Source organism: Brevundimonas sp. LF-1 (genome assembly GCF_037055305.1).
GTDB classification, from domain to species: domain Bacteria; phylum Pseudomonadota; class Alphaproteobacteria; order Caulobacterales; family Caulobacteraceae; genus Brevundimonas; species Brevundimonas sanguinis.
Window position 1 is genome coordinate 402,972 of the sequence record NZ_CP146349.1, and the last position, 18,513, is coordinate 421,484.

General features: G+C 67.4%; 13 protein-coding genes and 1 pseudogene. 9 read left to right on the forward strand and 5 right to left on the reverse strand.

From position 1 onward, the window contains the following. Positions 1–20 precede the first annotated feature (20 nt). A complete protein-coding gene (locus tag V8F63_RS02185; protein ID WP_025977727.1) occupies positions 21–3,110 on the forward strand; it encodes an efflux RND transporter permease subunit in 3,090 nt (1,029 codons plus the stop codon). 332 nt (positions 3,111–3,442) lie between these two features. Here the strand turns inward: V8F63_RS02185 and V8F63_RS02190 are convergent, their stop codons facing one another. Further along, positions 3,443–6,091, reverse strand: a complete 2,649-nt coding sequence (locus tag V8F63_RS02190; protein ID WP_313633304.1) for a TonB-dependent receptor — start codon at positions 6,089–6,091, stop codon at positions 3,443–3,445. 232 nt (positions 6,092–6,323) lie between these two features. Continuing rightward, on the reverse strand, positions 6,324–7,535 hold the full coding sequence (gene nhaA, locus V8F63_RS02195) for a Na+/H+ antiporter NhaA (protein ID WP_025977729.1): 1,212 nt from the start codon (positions 7,533–7,535) through the stop codon (positions 6,324–6,326). Between the two features lie 222 nt (positions 7,536–7,757). Here nhaA and V8F63_RS02200 point away from each other — a divergent pair, with 222 nt between their 5' ends. The 5 genes from V8F63_RS02200 (at position 7,758) to V8F63_RS02220 (ending at position 13,775) form a co-directional block, all read left to right on the forward strand. Then, the gene (locus tag V8F63_RS02200) at positions 7,758–9,224 is read left to right on the forward strand and encodes a YdiU family protein (protein WP_392354371.1); all 1,467 of its coding nucleotides are present in this window, start codon (positions 7,758–7,760) and stop codon (positions 9,222–9,224) included. Positions 9,225–9,574: 350 nt separating this feature from the next. Continuing rightward, the gene (locus tag V8F63_RS02205; protein ID WP_025977731.1) at positions 9,575–9,988 is read left to right on the forward strand and encodes a DoxX family protein; all 414 of its coding nucleotides are present in this window, start codon (positions 9,575–9,577) and stop codon (positions 9,986–9,988) included. A gap of 178 nt (positions 9,989–10,166) precedes the next feature. Next, positions 10,167–10,655 carry a MerR family DNA-binding transcriptional regulator gene (locus V8F63_RS02210; RefSeq protein WP_025977732.1) on the forward strand — a complete coding sequence of 163 codons (489 nt, stop codon included), beginning with the start codon at positions 10,167–10,169 and terminating at the stop codon, positions 10,653–10,655. A gap of 4 nt (positions 10,656–10,659) precedes the next feature. After that, positions 10,660–12,441 (forward strand): acyl-CoA dehydrogenase C-terminal domain-containing protein, encoded by a 1,782-nt coding sequence (locus tag V8F63_RS02215; protein WP_392354372.1) that lies wholly within the window; start codon positions 10,660–10,662, stop codon positions 12,439–12,441. Between the two features lie 170 nt (positions 12,442–12,611). Then, the gene (locus tag V8F63_RS02220) at positions 12,612–13,775 is read left to right on the forward strand and encodes an acyl-CoA dehydrogenase family protein (protein WP_313633299.1); all 1,164 of its coding nucleotides are present in this window, start codon (positions 12,612–12,614) and stop codon (positions 13,773–13,775) included. Here V8F63_RS02220 and V8F63_RS02225 read toward each other — a convergent pair whose 3' ends face one another. Together V8F63_RS02225 and V8F63_RS02230 are read right to left on the reverse strand one after the other, a co-directional pair. Beyond that, complete coding sequence (locus tag V8F63_RS02225) at positions 13,776–13,970, reverse strand: hypothetical protein (protein ID WP_392354373.1); 195 nt, start codon at positions 13,968–13,970, stop codon at positions 13,776–13,778. Continuing rightward, a complete protein-coding gene (locus V8F63_RS02230; protein ID WP_392354374.1) occupies positions 13,931–15,292 on the reverse strand; it encodes an AarF/UbiB family protein in 1,362 nt (453 codons plus the stop codon). The genes V8F63_RS02225 and V8F63_RS02230 overlap by 40 nt, the downstream gene beginning before the upstream one ends. A gap of 95 nt (positions 15,293–15,387) precedes the next feature. Here V8F63_RS02230 and V8F63_RS02235 point away from each other — a divergent pair, with 95 nt between their 5' ends. From V8F63_RS02235 to V8F63_RS02245, 3 genes and pseudogenes are all read left to right on the forward strand, one after another. After that, the gene (locus V8F63_RS02235; RefSeq protein ID WP_392354375.1) at positions 15,388–15,996 is read left to right on the forward strand and encodes an RsmE family RNA methyltransferase; all 609 of its coding nucleotides are present in this window, start codon (positions 15,388–15,390) and stop codon (positions 15,994–15,996) included. A 46-nt stretch (positions 15,997–16,042) separates the two neighbouring features. Next, a pseudogene (locus tag V8F63_RS02240) lies at positions 16,043–16,213 on the forward strand (RsmE family RNA methyltransferase); the annotation flags it as partial. A gap of 67 nt (positions 16,214–16,280) precedes the next feature. Next, positions 16,281–17,642 carry a glutamate--cysteine ligase gene (locus V8F63_RS02245; protein ID WP_313633294.1) on the forward strand — a complete coding sequence of 454 codons (1,362 nt, stop codon included), beginning with the start codon at positions 16,281–16,283 and terminating at the stop codon, positions 17,640–17,642. Here V8F63_RS02245 and V8F63_RS02250 read toward each other — a convergent pair. Continuing rightward, entirely contained in the window at positions 17,639–18,322 is a 684-nt protein-coding gene (locus V8F63_RS02250) for a TSUP family transporter (RefSeq protein ID WP_392354376.1), read from the reverse strand. The genes V8F63_RS02245 and V8F63_RS02250 overlap by 4 nt on opposite strands. Between the last annotated feature and the right edge of the window lie 191 nt (positions 18,323–18,513).

Here is an 18,513-nt window from a genome sequence, read left to right on the forward strand (position 1 = left end):
CCAAGAAGTAAGGCCCGGCCATGAACCAGATTTCCGCCTGGGCGATCAAGAACCCCATCCCCGTCATCCTGCTGTTCCTGCTGCTGACACTGGGCGGGGTGACCGGCTTCGCCGGGATGCGGATCAACAACAACCCCGACATCGACTTCCCCCTGGTCGCAGTCACGGCCGCGCGCCCCGGCGCCGCCCCGACCGAGATGGAGGTGCAGGTCACGCGGGTGATCGAGGATTCGATCGCCGGCCTGTCGGGCGTGCGCCACATCTATTCCAACGTCTCGGACGGGGTGTCTTCGACCACCATCGAGTTCGAGCTGGGCACCGACACCGAACGCGCCACCAACGACGTGCGCAACGCCATGAGCGGGGTGCGCGCCAGCCTGCCGCAGGACATGCAGGAACCGACGGTCCAGCGCATCGACATCACCGGCGACGCCCTGATCACCTATGTGGTGCGCTCGGAAACGATGACGCCGGAACAGATCAGCTGGTTCATCGACAATGAGGTCAGCCGCGCCCTGCTGGCGCTGGGCGGCGTCGGCGAGGTCAACCGTTCGGGCGGGGTGGACCGCGAGATCCGCGTCGAGCTGGATCCGCAGCGTCTGAGCGCCTACGGCGTCACGGCGGCGCAGGTCAGCCAGGCCCTGACCAACGTCAACAACAACCTGCCGGGCGGGCGCGTCACCATCGCCGGATCGGAGCGCGCGGTGCGCACGCTGGGCGCCGCCGGTTCGGTCGAACAGCTGCGCGAGACCCTGGTGCCGGTCGGCGACGGAAAGAACGTGCGCCTGGGCGACCTGGGCGTGGTGGTCGACAAGTGGAGCGAGCCGCGCCGTCTGGCCCGCTACAACGGCCAGGAGGCCGTGACCTTCAACTTCCTGCGCTCGCGCGAGGCCAGCGAGGTCAAGGTCTCCGAAAAGGTGCGCGCCGAGGTCGAGAAGATCGACGAGCGCCACCCGGACCTGACCATCGAACAGGTCACCTCCAGCGTGAAATACATCGAGGAATCCTACCTCGCCTCGCTGGAGGCGCTGATCCTGGGCGCGGTCCTGGCCGTCATCGTGGTGTGGATATTCTTGCGCGACTGGCGCGCGACCCTGATCGCGGCGACGGCCATGCCGATGTCGCTGATCCCCACCTTCGCCATCCTGGGGCCGATGGACCAGTCGCTGAACGTGGTGACGCTGCTGGCCCTGTCGCTGACGATCGGCATCCTGGTCGACGACGCCATCGTCGAGATCGAGAACATCGTGCGCCACATGCGCGACGGCAAGCCGCCCTATGACGCCGCCTTCGAGGCCGCCGACGAGATCGGCCTGGCGGTCGTGGCGACGACCGGCACCATCATCGCCGTGTTCGCGCCCGTCGGCTTCATGCCTGGCATCATCGGCCAGTTCTTCAAGGCCTTTGCGCTGGCCGCCTGCATCAGCGTCTTCTTCTCGCTGGTGGTGGCGCGTCTGCTGACGCCGCTGATGGCGGCCTATATGCTCAAGCACACACACCATGAGGACAAGGACCCCTTCTGGATGGCGGGCTATCTGCGCGCGCTGAAGTGGTGCCTGCGCCATCGCTGGATCGTCTTCGTCATGGGCGCGGCCTTCCTGTTCGGCTCGATCGGCCTGTCCGTGGTCGCCAAGATGTCGTTCGAGTTCATGTCGCCCGCCGACGAGGGCCGCGCGGCCTTCCAGATCGAGCTGCCGCCGGGCGCCACCCTGCGCCAGACCGACGCCGTGGTGCGGCAGGTGACCCAGACGCTGAACGCCCGGCCCGAGGTCACCTCGGTCTACGCCGCCGTCGGCGGCCAGGCGGTCAATCAGGCCAATGTCTACGCCGACATGGTGCCCAAGGGTCAGCGCGACCTGAGCCAGCAGGCCTTCGCCCGCGTCATGGTCGATGAGCTGAAGCAGATCCCCGGCGCCCGCATCCGCGCCGGCATCGCCCAGCAGGGCGGCGGCCCGGGCGACGGCACCAGCTACACCTTCTCCATCCTGGGCGACGATCCGGCGACGCTGGAAGCGGCCGCCCGCAAGGTGGAAGACGAGATGCGCGGCGTGCCGGGCCTGGCCAATGTGGTCAATACGGCCGCCATCGCCCGCCCGGAAATCCTGGTCACGCCGCGCCCGGACGAGGCGGCGCTGCTGGGCGTCTCGGCAGGGGCCATCTCGCAGGCGGTGCGCGTCGCCACGATCGGCGACGTCGATCAGAACCTGCCGAAATATAATCTGGGCGACCGTCAGATCCCCATTCGCCTGCAGCTGACCGAGGCGGCGCGCGAGGACCTGAACGTGCTGGAGAGCCTGCGCGTGCCGACCGCCTCGGGCGCCTCGGTGCCGCTGAGCGCGGTGGCCGACATCGAGTTCGGCGCCGGGCCGGCCACGGTCAGCCGTCAGGACCGCTCGCGCATCGCCTCGATCACGGCCGAGCTGGACGGCATCACCACCGGCGCCGCCGGTCAGGCGGTGAACCGTCTGCCCTCGGTCAAGAGCCTGCCCAACGGCGTGCGACAGGTCCCGGCCGGGGACGCCGAGTTCATCCAGGAGATGCTGATCGGCTTCGGCATCGCCTTCCTGTCGGGCATCCTGCTGATGTATGCGGTGCTGACCCTGCTGTTCAAAAGCTTCGCCTATCCGGTCACCATCATGGCGGCCCTGCCCCTGGCCATCGGCGGCGCCTTCATCGCCCTGGTGATCGCCGGCAAGAGCTTCTCGATGTCGGCCCTGATCGGGGTGCTGATGCTGATGGGGATCGCGGCCAAGAACTCCATCCTGCTGGTCGACTACATCATCATGGCCGAGAAGAGCGGTCTGAGCCGTTTCGACGCCATCATGGACGCCGCCCACAAGCGGGCGCGGCCGATCCTGATGACCACCTTCGCCATGGGGGCGGGCATGGTGCCCATCGCCATCGGCTGGGGCGCCGACGTGGAGTTCCGCTCGCCGATGGCCGTGGCGGTGCTGGGCGGGCTGATCTCCTCGACCTTCCTGTCGCTGCTCTACATCCCGGCGGTGTTCACTATCATTGACGACATCGCCGGCTTTGGACGGCGGACGCTGAATCGGATGTTCGCCGGGCAGAGGCGGATGGCCGGAGAGAGCCACACGCCGGCGGAGTGAGGCGAATCTCAGGCGCTGAAAACAGGAAAGCCCCCGGTCGCATGGCCGGGGGCTTTTTCTATGGGCGTCCCCTCTCCCGATGGGAGAGGGCTTGAGCCTCCAAGAGCGTCAGCGATTGGCGAAGGCGAAAGGGTGAGGGTTCGCGGCCGACCACCCGCCGCTGCGACGGCTGATGCCGACTGACAGGACAAGCCCCTCACCCTTTCGCGCAAGAACGATCGCTGCGCTCTCGTGCGCTTAAGCCCTCTCCCGCCGGGAGAGGGAAGAACACATAAGAAAAAGGCGGGCCGGATCGCTCCGGCCCGCCCCTATGGTCAGACGCTCCGCTGAGATCAGTAGCGGACGCGCAGGGTCACGCCGTAGGTGCGCGGCTGGCCCATGAAGGCGTTGTAGGTCTGGGTGTCCAGCGCCGGGTTGTAGTAGGTGCCGTTCGGCTGGACCGTGGTCTGGAAGGCCGAGCCTTGCAGCGGGGCGTTGATGGCGACCTGCTTATACTCTTCGTCCGTCAGGTTCTGGGCCCACAGGTCCAGCGCCCAGCGTTCGTCTTCCGAACCCAGGGTGACGCGGCCGTTCAGCAAGGTCATGGCGTCCTGCATCTTGTACGGCAGCAGGTCCGAGCCGGTGTTGAACTCGGTCGAATACTTCGCCGACAGGTTCAGGCCCACCTTCATGCCCGAGCCGATCGAGCGGTCGAACGACATGGCCGCCGTGGCCGACCATTCCGGCGCGAAGGAGGCGCGGGCGCCCGGCAGCAGCGACAGCTGCGGGAAGTTGCCGGGGTTGGCCAGGTCGGCGGCGGTGAACTCGCCGTATTTGGTGTCCGTGTAGGTCACGCCGCCCGAGAACGACAGGCCCTCGACCGGGGTGAACCAGACGAAGTCGGCGTCGACGCCCTCGGAGGTCAGCTCAGGAATGGATTCGACCACGAAGGCCGTGCCCAGGAAGGTGTTGAGCTGGAAGTCCTCGAACTTCTGGTTGAAGTAGGTGATGTTGAACAGCACCGAACGGTTGAACAGGGTGTTCTTCAGCCCGATTTCATAGCTGTCGACCGTCTCGGACGGGAACAGCAGGGAGCTGCTGGGGTTGACCGGCAGCGGATTGGTCGCCGTGGGCCCCTGCACCCGGTCCATGTTGTAGCCGAACGACTTGTAGCCGCGCGCGTAGGAGGCGTAGGCCATCACGCTGTCGTTGAAGCGATAGCTGCCCTTGAGGGTGCCGCTCAGCTCGCCGTTGTCGTGGTTTTCCGAAATGCGACGGTTGTCGAACAGCGGGTTGGCCCACGGCAGGCAGAGGTTGGACGCCAGGCGCCCGGCGGTGGTCTGGGCCGCGGCCGCAGGCAGGCCCGCGCCCATCAGCGCTCCGGTCATCGCCGCGATATTGCCCAGGGCGCCGCCGCAGGCCGCGCCATTGGCTCCCAGATTGTCCTGGACGCCGAGCAGGCGTTTGTCGTCCAGGGTGTAACGCAGCCCCAGGGTGACGTCGAACTTGTCGGTCAGATGCAGGGTGTTGTTGGTGAAGACGGCGATGGATTCGGTCGTCTGGCTGTAGTGATCCTGGACGCCATGACCCGTGCCGAACCCGGGGCCGGTGGGCGCCGTCGGACCCGAAGGCGCCATGCCGCCGGTCGCCAGACAACCGGCCAGGAACTGCGCCGTCGTCCCCGGACGGGTTATGCAGCCGATGATATTCGGGCTGATCGGGATGGCGCTCGAACCGGCGTTCAACTGGCTGGAGATCAGCAGCGACAGGAAAGGCGTGTAGCCCGCCCCGTACCAGTAGCTGTCGGCGCGGTCGATGTTCTCGCGGGTCATGAAGGCGCCGACCAGCCAGTCGAGGCGGTCGGTCGCGCCGGCCAGACGGAACTCCTGGGTCAGGTTCTCGAGCTCGAAGCCGTAGCCGCCGTCATCCACGCGATAGAGCAGATCGGCGGTGGTGTAGTCGAGATCCATGCCGTTGACGCCCGACCAGTTCCGCCAGGAGCTGAGCGAGGTGAAGGTGGCGTTCCACGACGGAATGTCGATGTTGGCCTCGGCCGAGAAGCCCATGTCTTCCATGGTCTGGCCGGTGCCGCGGTTGGCGTAGGCCGTGCGCGAGAAGGGCAGTTCGCCGAAGCCCGGCGCCGGGGCGGCCTGCTGACCGCCGACCGCGTTGATGAAGGCGACGGTGGGGCCGGTGCGGATCTGGGTCGAGACGCAGCAGTATTCGTCGCGCTTGGAATAGTCGGCGATCAGCCGGATCGAGACGTCGTCCGAGGGCAGGATCAGCAGCTGGCCGCGCGCGGTCCAGAAGTTCTGGTTCTGGTCGTCGGTCTCCTGACGCGGACCGGCGCCGGTGACCACGTCGTAGAAGCCGTCGCGCTCGCGCTTGGCCATGTAGAGGCGGCCGGCGACCTTTTCGCTGAGCGGGCCGGTGACCGAGCCGGCGATGCCCCAGGCGCCGAAGTTGCCGTAGGTGGCCTCGGCCTCGAAGCCCGGCGTGAAGGACGGCGCCTCGGAGATGATGTTGATGACGCCGGCCGAGGTGTTCTTGCCGAACAGGGTGCCCTGCGGCCCCTTCAGCACCTCGATGCGGCTCAGTTCGCCCAGGTCGCCGAAGCCGACGCCGTTGCGCGAGCGGTAGACGCCGTCGATGACCACGCCGACCGAGCTTTCCAGGCCGGGGTTGTCGCCCACGGTGCCGACGCCGCGGATGCGGGCGGTGGTCGAGGTCTCGGACTGGGTCGAGGTGACGGTCATGCCCGGCGTCAGGATCTGCAGATCCTTGATGTCGCGCACCCCGGCGCCTTCCAGCGCGGCCTGCGACAGGGTGGTGACCACGATCGGCACGTCCTGCAGGCTCTGTTCGCGCTTCTGGGCGGTGACGATGATGTCGTCGACCGTGGTGGGCCCCTCCTGGGCCGCGGCGGCGCCTGCGAAGCCGAAGGCCGCGACGCCGACGACGGCGACCGAAGCGGTGCAGCGAAGGATGTGGTTCAAACGCATAAGGCGGCTCCCCGACTCTGTGGGCCCGGCCGCATTTCGCGGCCGCGCGCGATTCCTGTCCCTGATGATCCGCGCTCATTGGACGGCGCGGGTTCTCAGCACAAAGGGGTAGTCCATGCCCCAGTCACCGACAAGCAAAGGCCACGTGAGGGACGATAAATTCCCTCGCCCCCGCCTCATCTGTGGCGATAAAGCGACAAATATACTGACGTTAGGTCAATGTTATCGGCGATCACTCAGCCGAAGCGACTGATTTCAAATGGCGTCTTTTCTTTTGCGCCGCATCGGCCAGCGACAGAATCACGGCCGCAGCCAGACCCGACAGCAGGGAGCCGCCGATGACGCCCAGCTTGACCTCGATCTGCTCGACGGAGTCCACGGCGCCGGGGAAGGCCAGGACGCCGATGAACAGGCTCATGGTGAAGCCGATGCCGCACAGCAGGCTGACGCCGTAAAGCTGCATCCAGCCAGCGCCCGACGGCTTGTCGCCCAGCCCCAGCTTGACCGCCAGCCAGGCCACGCCGAAGACGCCGATCTGCTTGCCGATGAACAGACCCAGGGCGATGGCGACGACGAGCGGGGCGAAGGCCTGCTCCAACGACAGGCCGGCGAAGGAGACCCCCGCCTTGGCGAAGGCGAACAGCGGCAGGACCAGATAGGCCACATAGGGGTGCAGGTCGTGCATGGCGTCCTTGAGCGGGCTCTGCGAGGTCTCGCGACGCGGATCGACCGGCACGATCAGGGCGAAGGCCACGGCCGTCAGCGACGTCGACAGGCCGGACAGCACCGTCAGATACCAGACGGCGGCGAAGCCCAGCACCCAGAAGGCGGCGGCCATCCGGCGGCGGCCCAGCACCGCGAAGACGGCGATCACGCCCAGCGCCGCCAGCAGCGGAACCCACTGAACGCCCTGGCTGAACAGGATGGCGATCAAGGCGATGGCGCCCAGGTCGTCGACAATGGCCAGGGTCAGCAGGAAGACGCGCAGCGACGCGGGCAGGCTGCGCCCCACCATGGCGAAAACGGCCAGGGCGAAGGCGATGTCGGTGGCCAGCGGAATGGGCCATCCCTGCGTGGGGCCGCCCAGCGTTCCGGCGACGGCCAGATAGACCAGGCCCGGGACCGCCATGCCGCCCAGCGCCGCCAGAATGGGCAGGGCCAGCTTCTTGGGATTGCTGAGTTCGCCCTTCAGGACCTCATATTTGATTTCAAGGCCGACGATTAGGAAGAAGACCGCCATCAGGCCTTCCTTGATCCAGTCGGAGATCGTCTCCTCCAGCCGCAGGGGGCCGATCTGAACGGCGTGAACGCTCTTGAGCCAGGCGAAATAATCCGCCGACCAGGGCGAGTTGGCGACGATCAGCGCCGCCAGGGCGGCGAAGCCCAGGACGGCGCCGGAACCGGCCTCGGTCTTGAGAAAGGCGAGCGTATGTTTTCTGGCCACGAAGGTCTCCGAAACAGCGAGAGGGTCTGTCGTGGCGTCAGGTTATCGACGGACGCCGGACCGGATTCGCGCGCAAGGCGGCGCCGGCCTGACCCCTGGGCGATGCCGCGCGGGGCCTGATCTCTGCCGGTGAAAATACGGATCGGGCCGCAAGGTTCAACCCCGCCGCGCCGGATCGGCCTCGCGGTTGCGAAATGCGCTGCGAAGGGGCATCTGCCGCCCATGCCCGTCTCCCCCGCCTATCGCCCCGACCCCCGCTTTTTTGAACTGGGCGCCGAATACGGCGACGCCGTGAAGCCGGCCGACTTCCCGCAGACGATCTTGCGCCTGCGCAACGACCGGGCGGCGGCGACGGTAGGGCTGGAGACGCTGAGCGACGCCGAATGGATCGCCCATTTCGGCCGGTTCGACCCCCTGCCCGGCCAGCCCGGCCCCGTGGCCATGCGCTACCACGGCCACCAGTTCCGCGTGTACAACCCCGAGATCGGCGACGGGCGCGGCTTTCTGGCGGCGCAGATGCGGGAGGTGAGCGGCGCTCAAGCAGCGAGCGACCGCGTCGCGAGCGATAGCGCTCTTCCAACTCGCCTTCTCGACCTGGGCACCAAAGGCTCGGGCCAGACGCCGTGGTCGCGTCATGCGGACGGGCGGCTGACGCTGAAGGGCGGGGTGCGCGAGGCGCTGGCGGCGGCCATGCTGGAGAGCCTGGGCGTGCCGACCTGCCGCATCCTGTCGCTGATCGAGACGGGCGAGGATCTGGAGCGGCACGACGAGCCGTCGCCGACGCGATCAGCCGTCATGGTGCGGCTGTCGCACAGCCATATCCGCTTCGGGACCTTCCAGCGCGCCGCCTATTACGGGCGCAAGGACCAGATCGAGGCGCTGATGGAGCACGCGCGCAGCCTGTATCATCCGGCAGTCGCGCCGGGCGACGCGCCCGGCTTCCTGGCGGCGGTGGTCGAGGCCTCGGCGGCGCTGACAGCCCAATGGATCGCGGCGGGCTTCGTCCACGGCGTGCTGAACACCGACAATCTGAACGTCGCGGGCGAGAGCTTCGACTACGGCCCGTGGCGCTTCCTGCCCCATTACGAGCCCGGCTTCACCGCCGCCTATTTCGACCAGAACGGCCTTTACGCTTTCGCGCGCCAGCCCGAGGCGGTGTTCTGGAACCTGACCCAGCTGGCGGGGTGTCTGAAGCTGATCGCCGAGTCGGAGCCGCAAGTCGCGGATTTGGCGGCGGCGCTGAACGGTTTCGGCCCGGCCTATATCCGCCACCTGCGCGCGGCCTTCCTGAACCGGCTGGGCGTCAAGAGCCTGGGCGAGGCGGCGGATCAGCGGCTGCTGGACGCGACGCTGGCGCTGGCGCGCGAGAAGAAGGAGGCTCTGCGCTGGGAGCCGATCTTCTTCGACTGGTTCGGCGGGTTCAGCTCGGCGGCGCGGGCGCTGGGCGGGGTGCGCGGCAAGACCTATCAGGGCGAGGCCTTCGACGCCTTCCGCTTCGCCCTGATGGAGCATGAGCCCGACCGGCCCGAGCGGCTGGAGCATCCGATGTTCGCCGCGCCCGAACCCGAAGAGCTGCTGATCGACGAGGTCGAGGCCCTGTGGAGCGCCATTGACGCGGCCGACGACTGGGCGCCGCTGAAGGCCAAACTGGCCCGGCTGGAGATGGCAAGGGAAGCGTGGAGTTTGTGATCGTCCCGCTCATCCCCGCGGAGGCGAGGACCCAGTGAGGGCGGCGCGCGCCCGAAGACCATTCTCCCCAACCTCACGCTTTGCGGCCACCGAACTGGGTCCCCGCCTCCGCGGGGATGAACGGAATTTTGCAAGGCTGCGCCCTAAGTCATCAATTGATGTCATCGCGCGTTGACTCAAAATACGGCTCGGCTTAGAGGCGGATGATCCCGGCTGGGTTACGGGGAATGTGGTTTCAGCCTCGCTGTCGCCACGACCTTCCGCCAGCCTGATCACAGATTGTTTCAGCCGCTTGCAAGTCAGCACACAGCAACTGATGTTGTAGCTGTTGCGAATTAACGGTTACGGCCATGACGACGACCACCTTGACGCCCCATCAGGCGCGCGCCCGCGCCGATTATCTGAACATCACGCTTTGGACCTTCCAGGGCTGGATCGCCATGTTCTTCCTCGCCGCCGGCTACGCCAAGCTGTCCGAGCCGATGCAGAACCTCATCGTGCTGATGCAGTGGCCGGCCCTCGTCAGCGAGACCTTTGTGCGCGGCGTCGGCGTCGCCGAGATGGCGCTGGCCCTGATGGTGCTGACGCCGCTGATTTCATGGCGGTTCGGCCGTCCGCTGCTGCTGACGGCGACAGCGGGTCTGCTGATCCTCGAGGTCGTCGCCCTGGGCGTCCACGCCTTCAACCTCGACATGGGCCTGAGCCTGACCAACGTCGTCTTGATCGCCATCACGGCGCCGGTGCTGTGGCTGCGTCGCCGCTGAGCCGACGCCCCTTCCCGATCCGATTTGCAGGCCCGCTTCTCCCCCTCCCCTGAGGGCCTGCGAATACGAAGGCCGCGACCCAACCCCGGTCGCGGCCTTTTCTTTGAGCCGTTCACAACTTCGTAGCCGGGCGCGTCGAAAGCTTCCCTTTACGTCCGCGTCAAGTTATCAAGACGGCATGTCGATCGCAGACGAACATCGCACCTATTCCATACGGCAGCTATGCCGTGAGTTCGGCGCGACCGCGCGCGCCCTTCGCTTCTATGAGGACAAGGGCCTGCTGACGCCGTCGCGTAAAGGGCAGACGCGGGTCTATGGGCCGCGCGACCGGGCTCGGCTGAAGCTGATCATGCGCGGCCGGCGCATCGGCTTCACCCTGGTTGAGATCCAGGAGATGCTGGATCTGTATGATCAGAAAGACCACAACGTCCATCAGATGGCCATCGCCCTGCCGCGCCATCGCGCCCGTATCGAGGCGCTGAAGCAGCAGCTGGAAGACATCGAAGGCGCCATCGAGACGGCCGAGGCCGCCTGCGCCTGGATGGAAAAGACCCTGGGCGAACACCGTCCCGACCTTTTGCCGGGCGCCGAGGCCTACGCCAGCCTGCTGAGCGAGCGGCTCAACGACCCCGACGACCATTTCCTGACCTTCAAAGCGAGAGCGTGATCCCATGACCTATAAGGCGCCCGTCCGCGACCTGTCCTTCGTCCTGCATGACGTTCTGCAGGTCGAGACCTACGGCAACCAACTGCCCGACGCCGATCTGTCGCGCGACCTGATCGACCAGATCATCGAGGAAGGCGGCAAGTTCGCCGAAGAGGTCATCGCCCCGATCAACCGTCCCGGCGATCTGGAAGGCTGCCGCATCGAGGGCGACGTGGTGACCACGCCCAAGGGGTGGAAGGAAGCCTATCATCAGATGGTCGAGGCCGGCTGGCCCTCGCTGGGCTTCAGCACCGAGTTCGGCGGTCAGGGCATGCCGTCGGTGGTGTCCAGCGCGGTGGGCCAGTTCACCGCCGCCGCCAGCGCCGCCTTCTCCATGTATCCGGGCCTGACCAGCGGTGCCTTCCACGGCATCGAGGCCAGCGCCTCGGACGAGATCAAGCAGAAGTATCTGCCGAAGATGGCGTCGGGCGAATGGACCGGCACCATGAACCTGACCGAGCCGCAGTGCGGCACCGATCTGGGCATGGTCCGCACCAAGGCGGTCAAGAACGACGACGGCTCCTATTCGATCACCGGCCAGAAGATCTGGATCTCGGCGGGCGAGCACGACTTCGCCGACAACATCATCCACACGGTGCTGGCCCGCGTCGAAGGCGCGGTTCCGGGCATCAAGGGCCTGAGCCTGTTCGTCGTGCCCAAGTTCCTGGTGAATGAGGACGGCTCGCTGGGCGAGCGCAACGGCGTGTCCTGCGCCGGCCTTGAGCACAAGATGGGCATCCACGGCAACGCCACCTGCGTCATGGCCTATGAGAACGCCAAGGGCTGGCTGATCGGCGAAGAAGGCCGGGGCATGAACAACATGTTCGTGGTCATGAACGAGGCCCGTCTGGGGACCGGCCTGCAAGGGCTGGCCATCGGCGACGCCGCCTATCAGGCCGCCGTCGAGTTCGCCAACGACCGCCTGCAGGGCCGCAGCCTGACCGGACCGAAGAACCCGGACGGCCCGGCCGATCCGATCATGGTCCACCCGGACGTGCGCCGGATGCTGCTGGAAGCCAAGGCCTTCGTCGAAGGCGGCCGCGCCTTCATCCTGTGGACCGCGCTGCAGGCCGACCTGCAGAAGGCCGCCGATGAAGCCGTCGCCACCAAGGCGAAGGATTACATGGGCCTGATCACGCCGGTGCTGAAGGCCTATCTGACCGACAAGGGATTCCACGTCGCCTCGCTGGCGATGCAGGTCCACGGCGGTTCGGGCTACACCGAGCACTTCCCCGCCTCGCAGTATCTGCGCGATGCGCGGATCACCATGATCTATGAAGGCACCAACGGCATCCAGGCGCTGGATCTGGTGGGTCGCAAGCTGCCCGCCAACGGCGGCCGCGCCATCATGAGCTGGTTCGCCGACATCGACGCCTTCGTCAGCGAGAACGGCGACGACGAGGCCATCAAGCCCTTCGTCGAGGGCCTGGCCGACGCCAAGAAGAAGCTGCAGGAGGCCACCATGTGGCTGATGCAGAACGGCATGGCCAACCCGGACAATGCGGCGGCGGCCTCGACCGACTACCTCAACATCTTCGGCCTGACGGCCTACGCCTTCCTGTGGGCGCAGATGGCCAAGGCGGCGCAGGCGAAGATCGCCGCCGGGGACGCCGATCCCTATTACGCCAACAAGCTGATGACCGGCCGCTACTTCGTCGAGCGCATCCTGCCCGACGCCGGGGCGCACCTGAAGAAGCTGAAGTCCGGCGCCGAGGTGCTGATGCAGATGCCCGCCGAGGCGTTTTAAGCGCGGCGTCTTGATCTCCTCCCCATCTCGGATGGGGAGGTGGATCGTCGGCGCAGCCGACGAGACGGAGGGGCTCTTTTTCCGTCGCGCGACAGTAACCCCTTGCGATGGATGCAGCCCCTCCACCGCTTCGCGGTCCCCCTCCCCACGGAGTGGGGAGGAGAGATGAGATGAACGTCCTAGGCAGCCCCGACCCCGATTTCATGCGCGAGGAGGAGATCGTCCTCTTCTCCGACTCCGTCGCCAAATGGATCGACGAGCACGCCCCGCAAGAGAAGTTCCAGCAGTGGATCGCCGCCTCCTCGGTGCCGCGCGAGCTGTGGAACGCGGCCGGAGACGCAGGCCTGCTGGGCCTGTCGCTGCCGGAAGAGGACGGCGGCTTCGGCGGCGACTACCGGCACGAAGTGGTGCTGATGCGCCAGCTGGGCTGGAAGGGCGCGGACCACTTCGGCATCAGCCTGCACAACGCCATCGTCATGCCCTACATCTGGCACTACGGCACGGCCGAGCAGAAGGCGCGCTGGCTGCCGCGCCTGCAGTCGGGCGAACTGGTCGGCGCCATCGCCATGACCGAGCCGGGCGCCGGGTCGGATCTGCAAGGCGTCAAGACCACCGCCGTGAAGCAGGGCGACCACTATGTGCTGAACGGCTCCAAGACCTTCATCACCAACGGCCAGCTGGCCAACTTCATCATCGTCGTCGCCAAGACCGACCCGGCCGAGGGCGCCAAGGGCACCAGCCTGATCTGCCTCGAAACCGACGGGGCAGAAGGCTTCGAGCGCGGCCGCAACCTGCACAAGATCGGCATGGAGGCGAACGACACCTCCGAACTGTTCTTCAACGATGTGAAGGTGCCGCTGGACAACGTTATCGGCGACACCGAGGGCCAGGGCTTCGTCCAGCTGATGCAGCAACTGCCGCAGGAGCGCCTGAACATCGCCGTTCAGGGCGTGGCCGCCGCCGAGCGGGGGCTGGAGGCGACCCTGGCCTACGTCAAGGAGCGCAAGGCGTTCGGCAAGCGGGTCATCGACTTCCAGAACACCCAGTTCAAACTGGCCGAGATCAAGACCAAGCTGACCGTGGCCAAGGTCTTCGTCGACCACTGCATCGGCCTTCACCTGAAGGGTCAGCTGGACGCCGCCACGGCCTCGATGGCCAAATACTGGGTCACGGACATCCAGGGCGAGACCATCGACGAGATGCTGCAGCTGTTCGGCGGCTACGGCTACATGACCGAATACCCGATCGCCCAGCTGTACAAGGACGCCCGCGTCCAGCGCATCTACGGCGGGACGAACGAGATCATGAAGCTGCTGATCGCGCGGACGCTGTAATCAGCGCAGCAGCAGGGCGCCCGCGATCAGGGCGCCTGAAACGACAATCGAAGCGGCGATCCATCGCCCGGCCGAGAGGATCGACCGGGCGGTTTCCTTGTCCGCAGTCGCCGTCGCGGCGGGCTCGGCCGTGAGGCGGCGCGAGGCGGCGCGGATCAGGCGGGGCAGGTCGTCGCTGGCCGCCGACAGGTCCAAAGGGCGCCGATCAGACGGTTGCGCAGGTCTTCCGGGCTGCGGCTGGAGAAGAGGGCGCGGCTCCAGGCGCCCTTCATCGTTTTGACCAGATCGAAGTCTGGGTCGACGCGCGACAGCACGCCTTCGATGGTCACCAGCGCCTTGAGGATCAGCACCAGATCGGGCGGGGCGGCCACCCGTTCTTGACGCATCAGCCCCATCAGATCGGCGACAATGGCGGGCAGGTCGACCACGCCCTGACCGTGGCGGGCGATCAGCCGTTCGGCCCCGGCGGTCAGGCTGGAGCGCGAGACGTCCGTCCCTTCGGTCCAGTCGGCCAGAACCTCGGCCATGCGCGCGCCGTCGCCGGCGGCCAGCGACTGGACGAAGCTGATCAGTTCGGCGCGGCGGCGCGGGGTGACGGTCCCGACCATGCCGAAGTCCAGCAGTCCCACCCGGTCGCCGGGCAGGCCGCGCAGGTTGCCGGGGTGCGGGTCGGCGTGGAAGCGGCCGTTGACCAGCACCATGTCCAGCACGGCCTCGGCGCCGACGCGGGCCAGCCGGTGCGGATCGACGCCGGCCGCCCTCAGCCGTGCGGCGTCTATGGGCGCCACGCCGTCGAGATAGTCCTGCACCAGCACGCGGTCGGTCGTGTGCTGCCAATAGACGGCGGGGATGACCACGTCGCGGTTTTTGGCGAAGTCGGCGGCGAAGCGGTCGACGTTGCGGCCCTCGGTCGTGAAGTCCAGCTCGTCCAGCATGGCCTCGGTCAGCTGTGCGATCAGGGCGCGCGGGCGATAGCGGGCGATCTCGGCGCTGGACTGTTCGGCGCGGCGGGCCAGTTCGGCGATCAGGCGCAGGTCGGCCTCGACGCGCGGGCGCACGCCGGGGCGGCGGATCTTGACCACCACCGCGGTCCCGTCGTGCAGGGCGGCGCGGTGCACCTGGGCGATGGAGGCGGCGGCCAGCGGCGTCGCATCGAAACGGGCGAAGACCTGTTCCGGCGGTCCGCCCAGGGCGGCTTCGACCTCGGGCCGCAGCGTCTCGAAGTCGAGGGTGGGTCCGGCGCTCTGAAGCTGTTCGAACTCGGCGATCCAGTCGGCGGGCAGCAGGTCCGAGCGGGTGGACAGGATTTGGCCCAGCTTGACGAAGGTGGGGCCCAGCGCCTCCAGCGCCTGACGGGTGCGGCGGGACAGGGGCTCAGGCCCGTCCGTCTCGTCCGCGCCCCCGCCGCCGAGGCCGAGGCGCAGCAGCACGGCCTCAAGCCCGAAGCGGGCGGCGACGCCGGAAATCTCGGCCAGTCGTTTTCGATCGCGCGCCGCAACGGCCAAGGTTGTGAACATGACAGACGAACGCGGGCCGAACACCCGGCGTTCCCGCCAAGCTCAGTCGATCGCCGAGGTTGGTCGTCGCCGTGAAAGCGCGATATGCAGGCGCCATGATCCGTCTTTACGTTCAGGGCGACCTCGCCCCCGGCGCCGCCGTGGCGCCCACGCTCGACCAGTCGCGCTATCTGACGCAGGTGATGCGGTTGAAGGCGGGCGACGAGCTGCTGGTCTTCAACGGTCGCGACGGCGAGTGGCGCGTCAGCGTCGCCGAGGTGCTGAAGAAGGGCGTCATCCTGCGCGCCGAGGAGCAGACACGGCCGCAGACCTATGGCCCCGATCTGGAGCTGATCGTCGCCGTGGTGAAGAAGGCCCGCGTCGAAACCATTGTCGAGAAGGCCGCCGAACTGGGCGCCAAGCGGGTGCGGCTGGCGCTGACCCATCGCACCAACGCGGACCGGCTGCGGCTGGATCGGCTGGACGCCATCGCCGAGGAGGCCGCCGAGCAGACGGGTCGTCTGGACGTGCCGGTGGTGGATGATCCGGTCAAGCTGGACGCCCTGCTGGACGGCTGGGAGGACGGACGGCGGCTGATGTTCTGCGACGAGACGGGCGGCGCGCCCGCGATCACCGCCTTGACGCCGTTTTCTCCCTCCCCTTGTGGGGAGGGGCCACGGGGGCGTGCTGGATCGCCAGGCCCTCCCCACCCGGTCGCGCCCTGAAGGGCTCGACCACCCTCCCCGGGACGGGGAGGGAGAAGGTCGGTGGGCCATACTGATCGGACCGGAGGGCGGGTTTTCGCCCGAGGAGGGCGAGCGGCTGCGGTCCCTGCCCTTCACCACCGCCGTCTCGCTGGGGCCGCGCATCCTGCGGGCCGACACCGCCGCCATCGCCGCAATGACGCTGTGGCAGGCGGCGGTCGGCGACTGGGATCGTTAGAAGTTTCCGCCGCCCCTTGAGCCCGGCCGCTGGCTGGCCCATCTAGCCGCGACAGCAGAGGTTACAGATGTCCGACACGGCGCCCCTTTCCAGAGACCAGCTGATCCACGCCATGTCGAAGGGCGAGAAGCCCAAGGACCAATGGCGCATCGGCGCGGAGCACGAGAAGTTCGGCTTCGACAAGTCGACGCTGCGTCGCCCGGCCTATGAAGGCCCCGGCGGCATCAAGGCCATGCTGGACGGGCTGACCCGCTTCGGCTGGACGCCGGTGCTGGAGGGCGATCACGTCATCGCCCTGGAGCGCAAGAACGCCGAGGGCTTCAGCGCCTCGATCAGCCTGGAGCCGGGCGGTCAGTTCGAACTGTCGGGCGCCCCGCTGAAGGACATTCACGACATCTGCAACGAGACCGGCCAGCACCTGATGGAGGTCAAGCAGGTCGCGGACCAGCTGAACCTGGGCTTCCTGGGGCTGGGTTTCGACCCGAAGTGGCGGCGCGAGGACATCCCCGTCATGCCCAAGGGCCGCTATGACGTCATGCGCGCCTATATGCCCAAGAAGGGCAGGCTGGGCCTGGATATGATGCTGCGCACCTGCACCATTCAGGCCAACCTCGACTTCGATTCTGAAGCCGACATGGTGATGAAGTTCCGCACGTCGCTGGCGCTGCAGCCCATCGCCACGGCCCTGTTCGCCAACAGCCCCTTCACCGAGGGCAAGCCGAACGGCTTCGTCTCGGCGCGCGCCAACGTCTGGACCGACACGGACCCGGACCGCACCGGCATGCTGGGCTTCGTGTTCGAGGACGGCTTCGGCTATGAGCGCTACGCCGACTATGCGCTGGACGCGCCGATGTATTTCGCCAAGCGCGGCCAGACCTATGTCGACCTGTCGGGACAGTCGTTCCGCGCCTTCATCGAAGGCAAGCTGGACGCCTTGCCCGGCGATCGGGCCACGGTTCAGGACTGGGCCGACCACCTGACCACCCTGTTCCCCGAGGTGCGGCTGAAGCAGTATCTGGAGATGCGCGGCGCCGACGGCGGGCCGTGGAGCCGCATCTGCGCCCTGCCCGCCCTGTGGGCCGGGATCCTGTACGACGCGCCGTCGCTGGCGGCGGCCTGGGACCTGTGCAAGGACTGGGACATCGCCGACCACGAGCGCCTGCGCCGCGACGTGACGCGGCTGGGCCTGAAGGCGGAAGCCAGCGGCCGCAGCGTGCGCGACGTCGCCGTCGACATGGTCAACATCGCCAAGCAAGGCCTGAAGAACCGAGCTCGCTTCAGCGGCGGCATGGTGGACGAGCGCGGCTACATCACCGAACTGGAAGACATCGCCGACAGCGGCGTGACCTCGGCCGACCGGTTGCTGGAGCTCTACAACGGCGAATGGGCGGGCGACATCAGCCGCGTCTATCGCGACTGCGCCTATTAAAGACCCAGCCAGCCCGCGATCATGGCCCTGAGCGGATTGGCGGGGTCGGACAGCAGCCGCGCCGTCATCGCCAGCGAGATCACCACCAGTAGCGGCCGGATCAGGCGCGGACCGAAGCGCATGGCCGCGTGCGAACCCAGCCGCCCGCCGATGAACTGGCCCACCGCCATGATCCCGGCCAGCACCCAGACGATATGGCCGCCGACCGCCAGAACGACGATGCCGACAACGTTGCTCATCAGGTTCAGCGCCTTGGTGTGCGCCGTCGCCCGCGTCAGCCCCATGCCCAGCAGCATGACGAGGCTCAGGGCGAAGAACGACCCCGTCCCCGGCCCGAAGAAGCCGTCGTAAAAGCCTATCCCGCCCGCCACGAAGGCGTAGGCCAGGGGCGTCAGCCGGGCGGCGGCGTCCTCGTCCGCCGCCTTGGGGCCGAGCAGGAAATAGAGCGCGATGCCGATCAGCAGCACCGGCAGCAGGATCATCAGCCAGCGCGTATCCACCAGGGTCACGGCGAAGGCGCCCAGCCCCGACCCGACCGCAACCAGCGCGAGCGGCCAGCGGATCAGGCGGAAATCCACCCTGCCCTTGCGCCAGAAGTTCCACAGGGCGCTGGCGGTGCCGACGCTGCCCTGAACCTTGTTGGTGGCGATGGCGGCGACCGGGTTCAGCCCGACCGACAACAGGGCCGGAAGCGAGATCAGCCCCCGCCCCCGGCGATGGCGTCGATGAAGCCGGCGATCACCGACGCGACGCCCAACAGGGCGATGATTTCAGGCGTCAGGTCGAACACGCGCACAGCACTCCGGTCAGGCTGGCGCTATAGCCCCGCAGGCGGCGAACCGCCACGCTGTGGCGTCAAATCGGCGATGAA

Coding starts and splice junctions, on each gene's coding strand:
- V8F63_RS02205 (WP_025977731.1), top strand. CDS start 9,575: ATGACGACGACCACCTTGACGCCCCATCAGGCGCGCGCCCGCGCCGAT.
- V8F63_RS02215 (WP_392354372.1), top strand. CDS start 10,660: ATGACCTATAAGGCGCCCGTCCGCGACCTGTCCTTCGTCCTGCATGAC.
- V8F63_RS02230 (WP_392354374.1), bottom strand. CDS start 15,292: ATGTTCACAACCTTGGCCGTTGCGGCGCGCGATCGAAAACGACTGGCC.
- V8F63_RS02200 (WP_392354371.1), top strand. CDS start 7,758: ATGCCCGTCTCCCCCGCCTATCGCCCCGACCCCCGCTTTTTTGAACTG.
- V8F63_RS02190 (WP_313633304.1), bottom strand. CDS start 6,091: ATGCGTTTGAACCACATCCTTCGCTGCACCGCTTCGGTCGCCGTCGTC.
- V8F63_RS02210 (WP_025977732.1), top strand. CDS start 10,167: ATGTCGATCGCAGACGAACATCGCACCTATTCCATACGGCAGCTATGC.
- V8F63_RS02220 (WP_313633299.1), top strand. CDS start 12,612: ATGAACGTCCTAGGCAGCCCCGACCCCGATTTCATGCGCGAGGAGGAG.
- V8F63_RS02185 (WP_025977727.1), top strand. CDS start 21: ATGAACCAGATTTCCGCCTGGGCGATCAAGAACCCCATCCCCGTCATC.
- V8F63_RS02245 (WP_313633294.1), top strand. CDS start 16,281: ATGTCCGACACGGCGCCCCTTTCCAGAGACCAGCTGATCCACGCCATG.
- V8F63_RS02235 (WP_392354375.1), top strand. CDS start 15,388: ATGATCCGTCTTTACGTTCAGGGCGACCTCGCCCCCGGCGCCGCCGTG.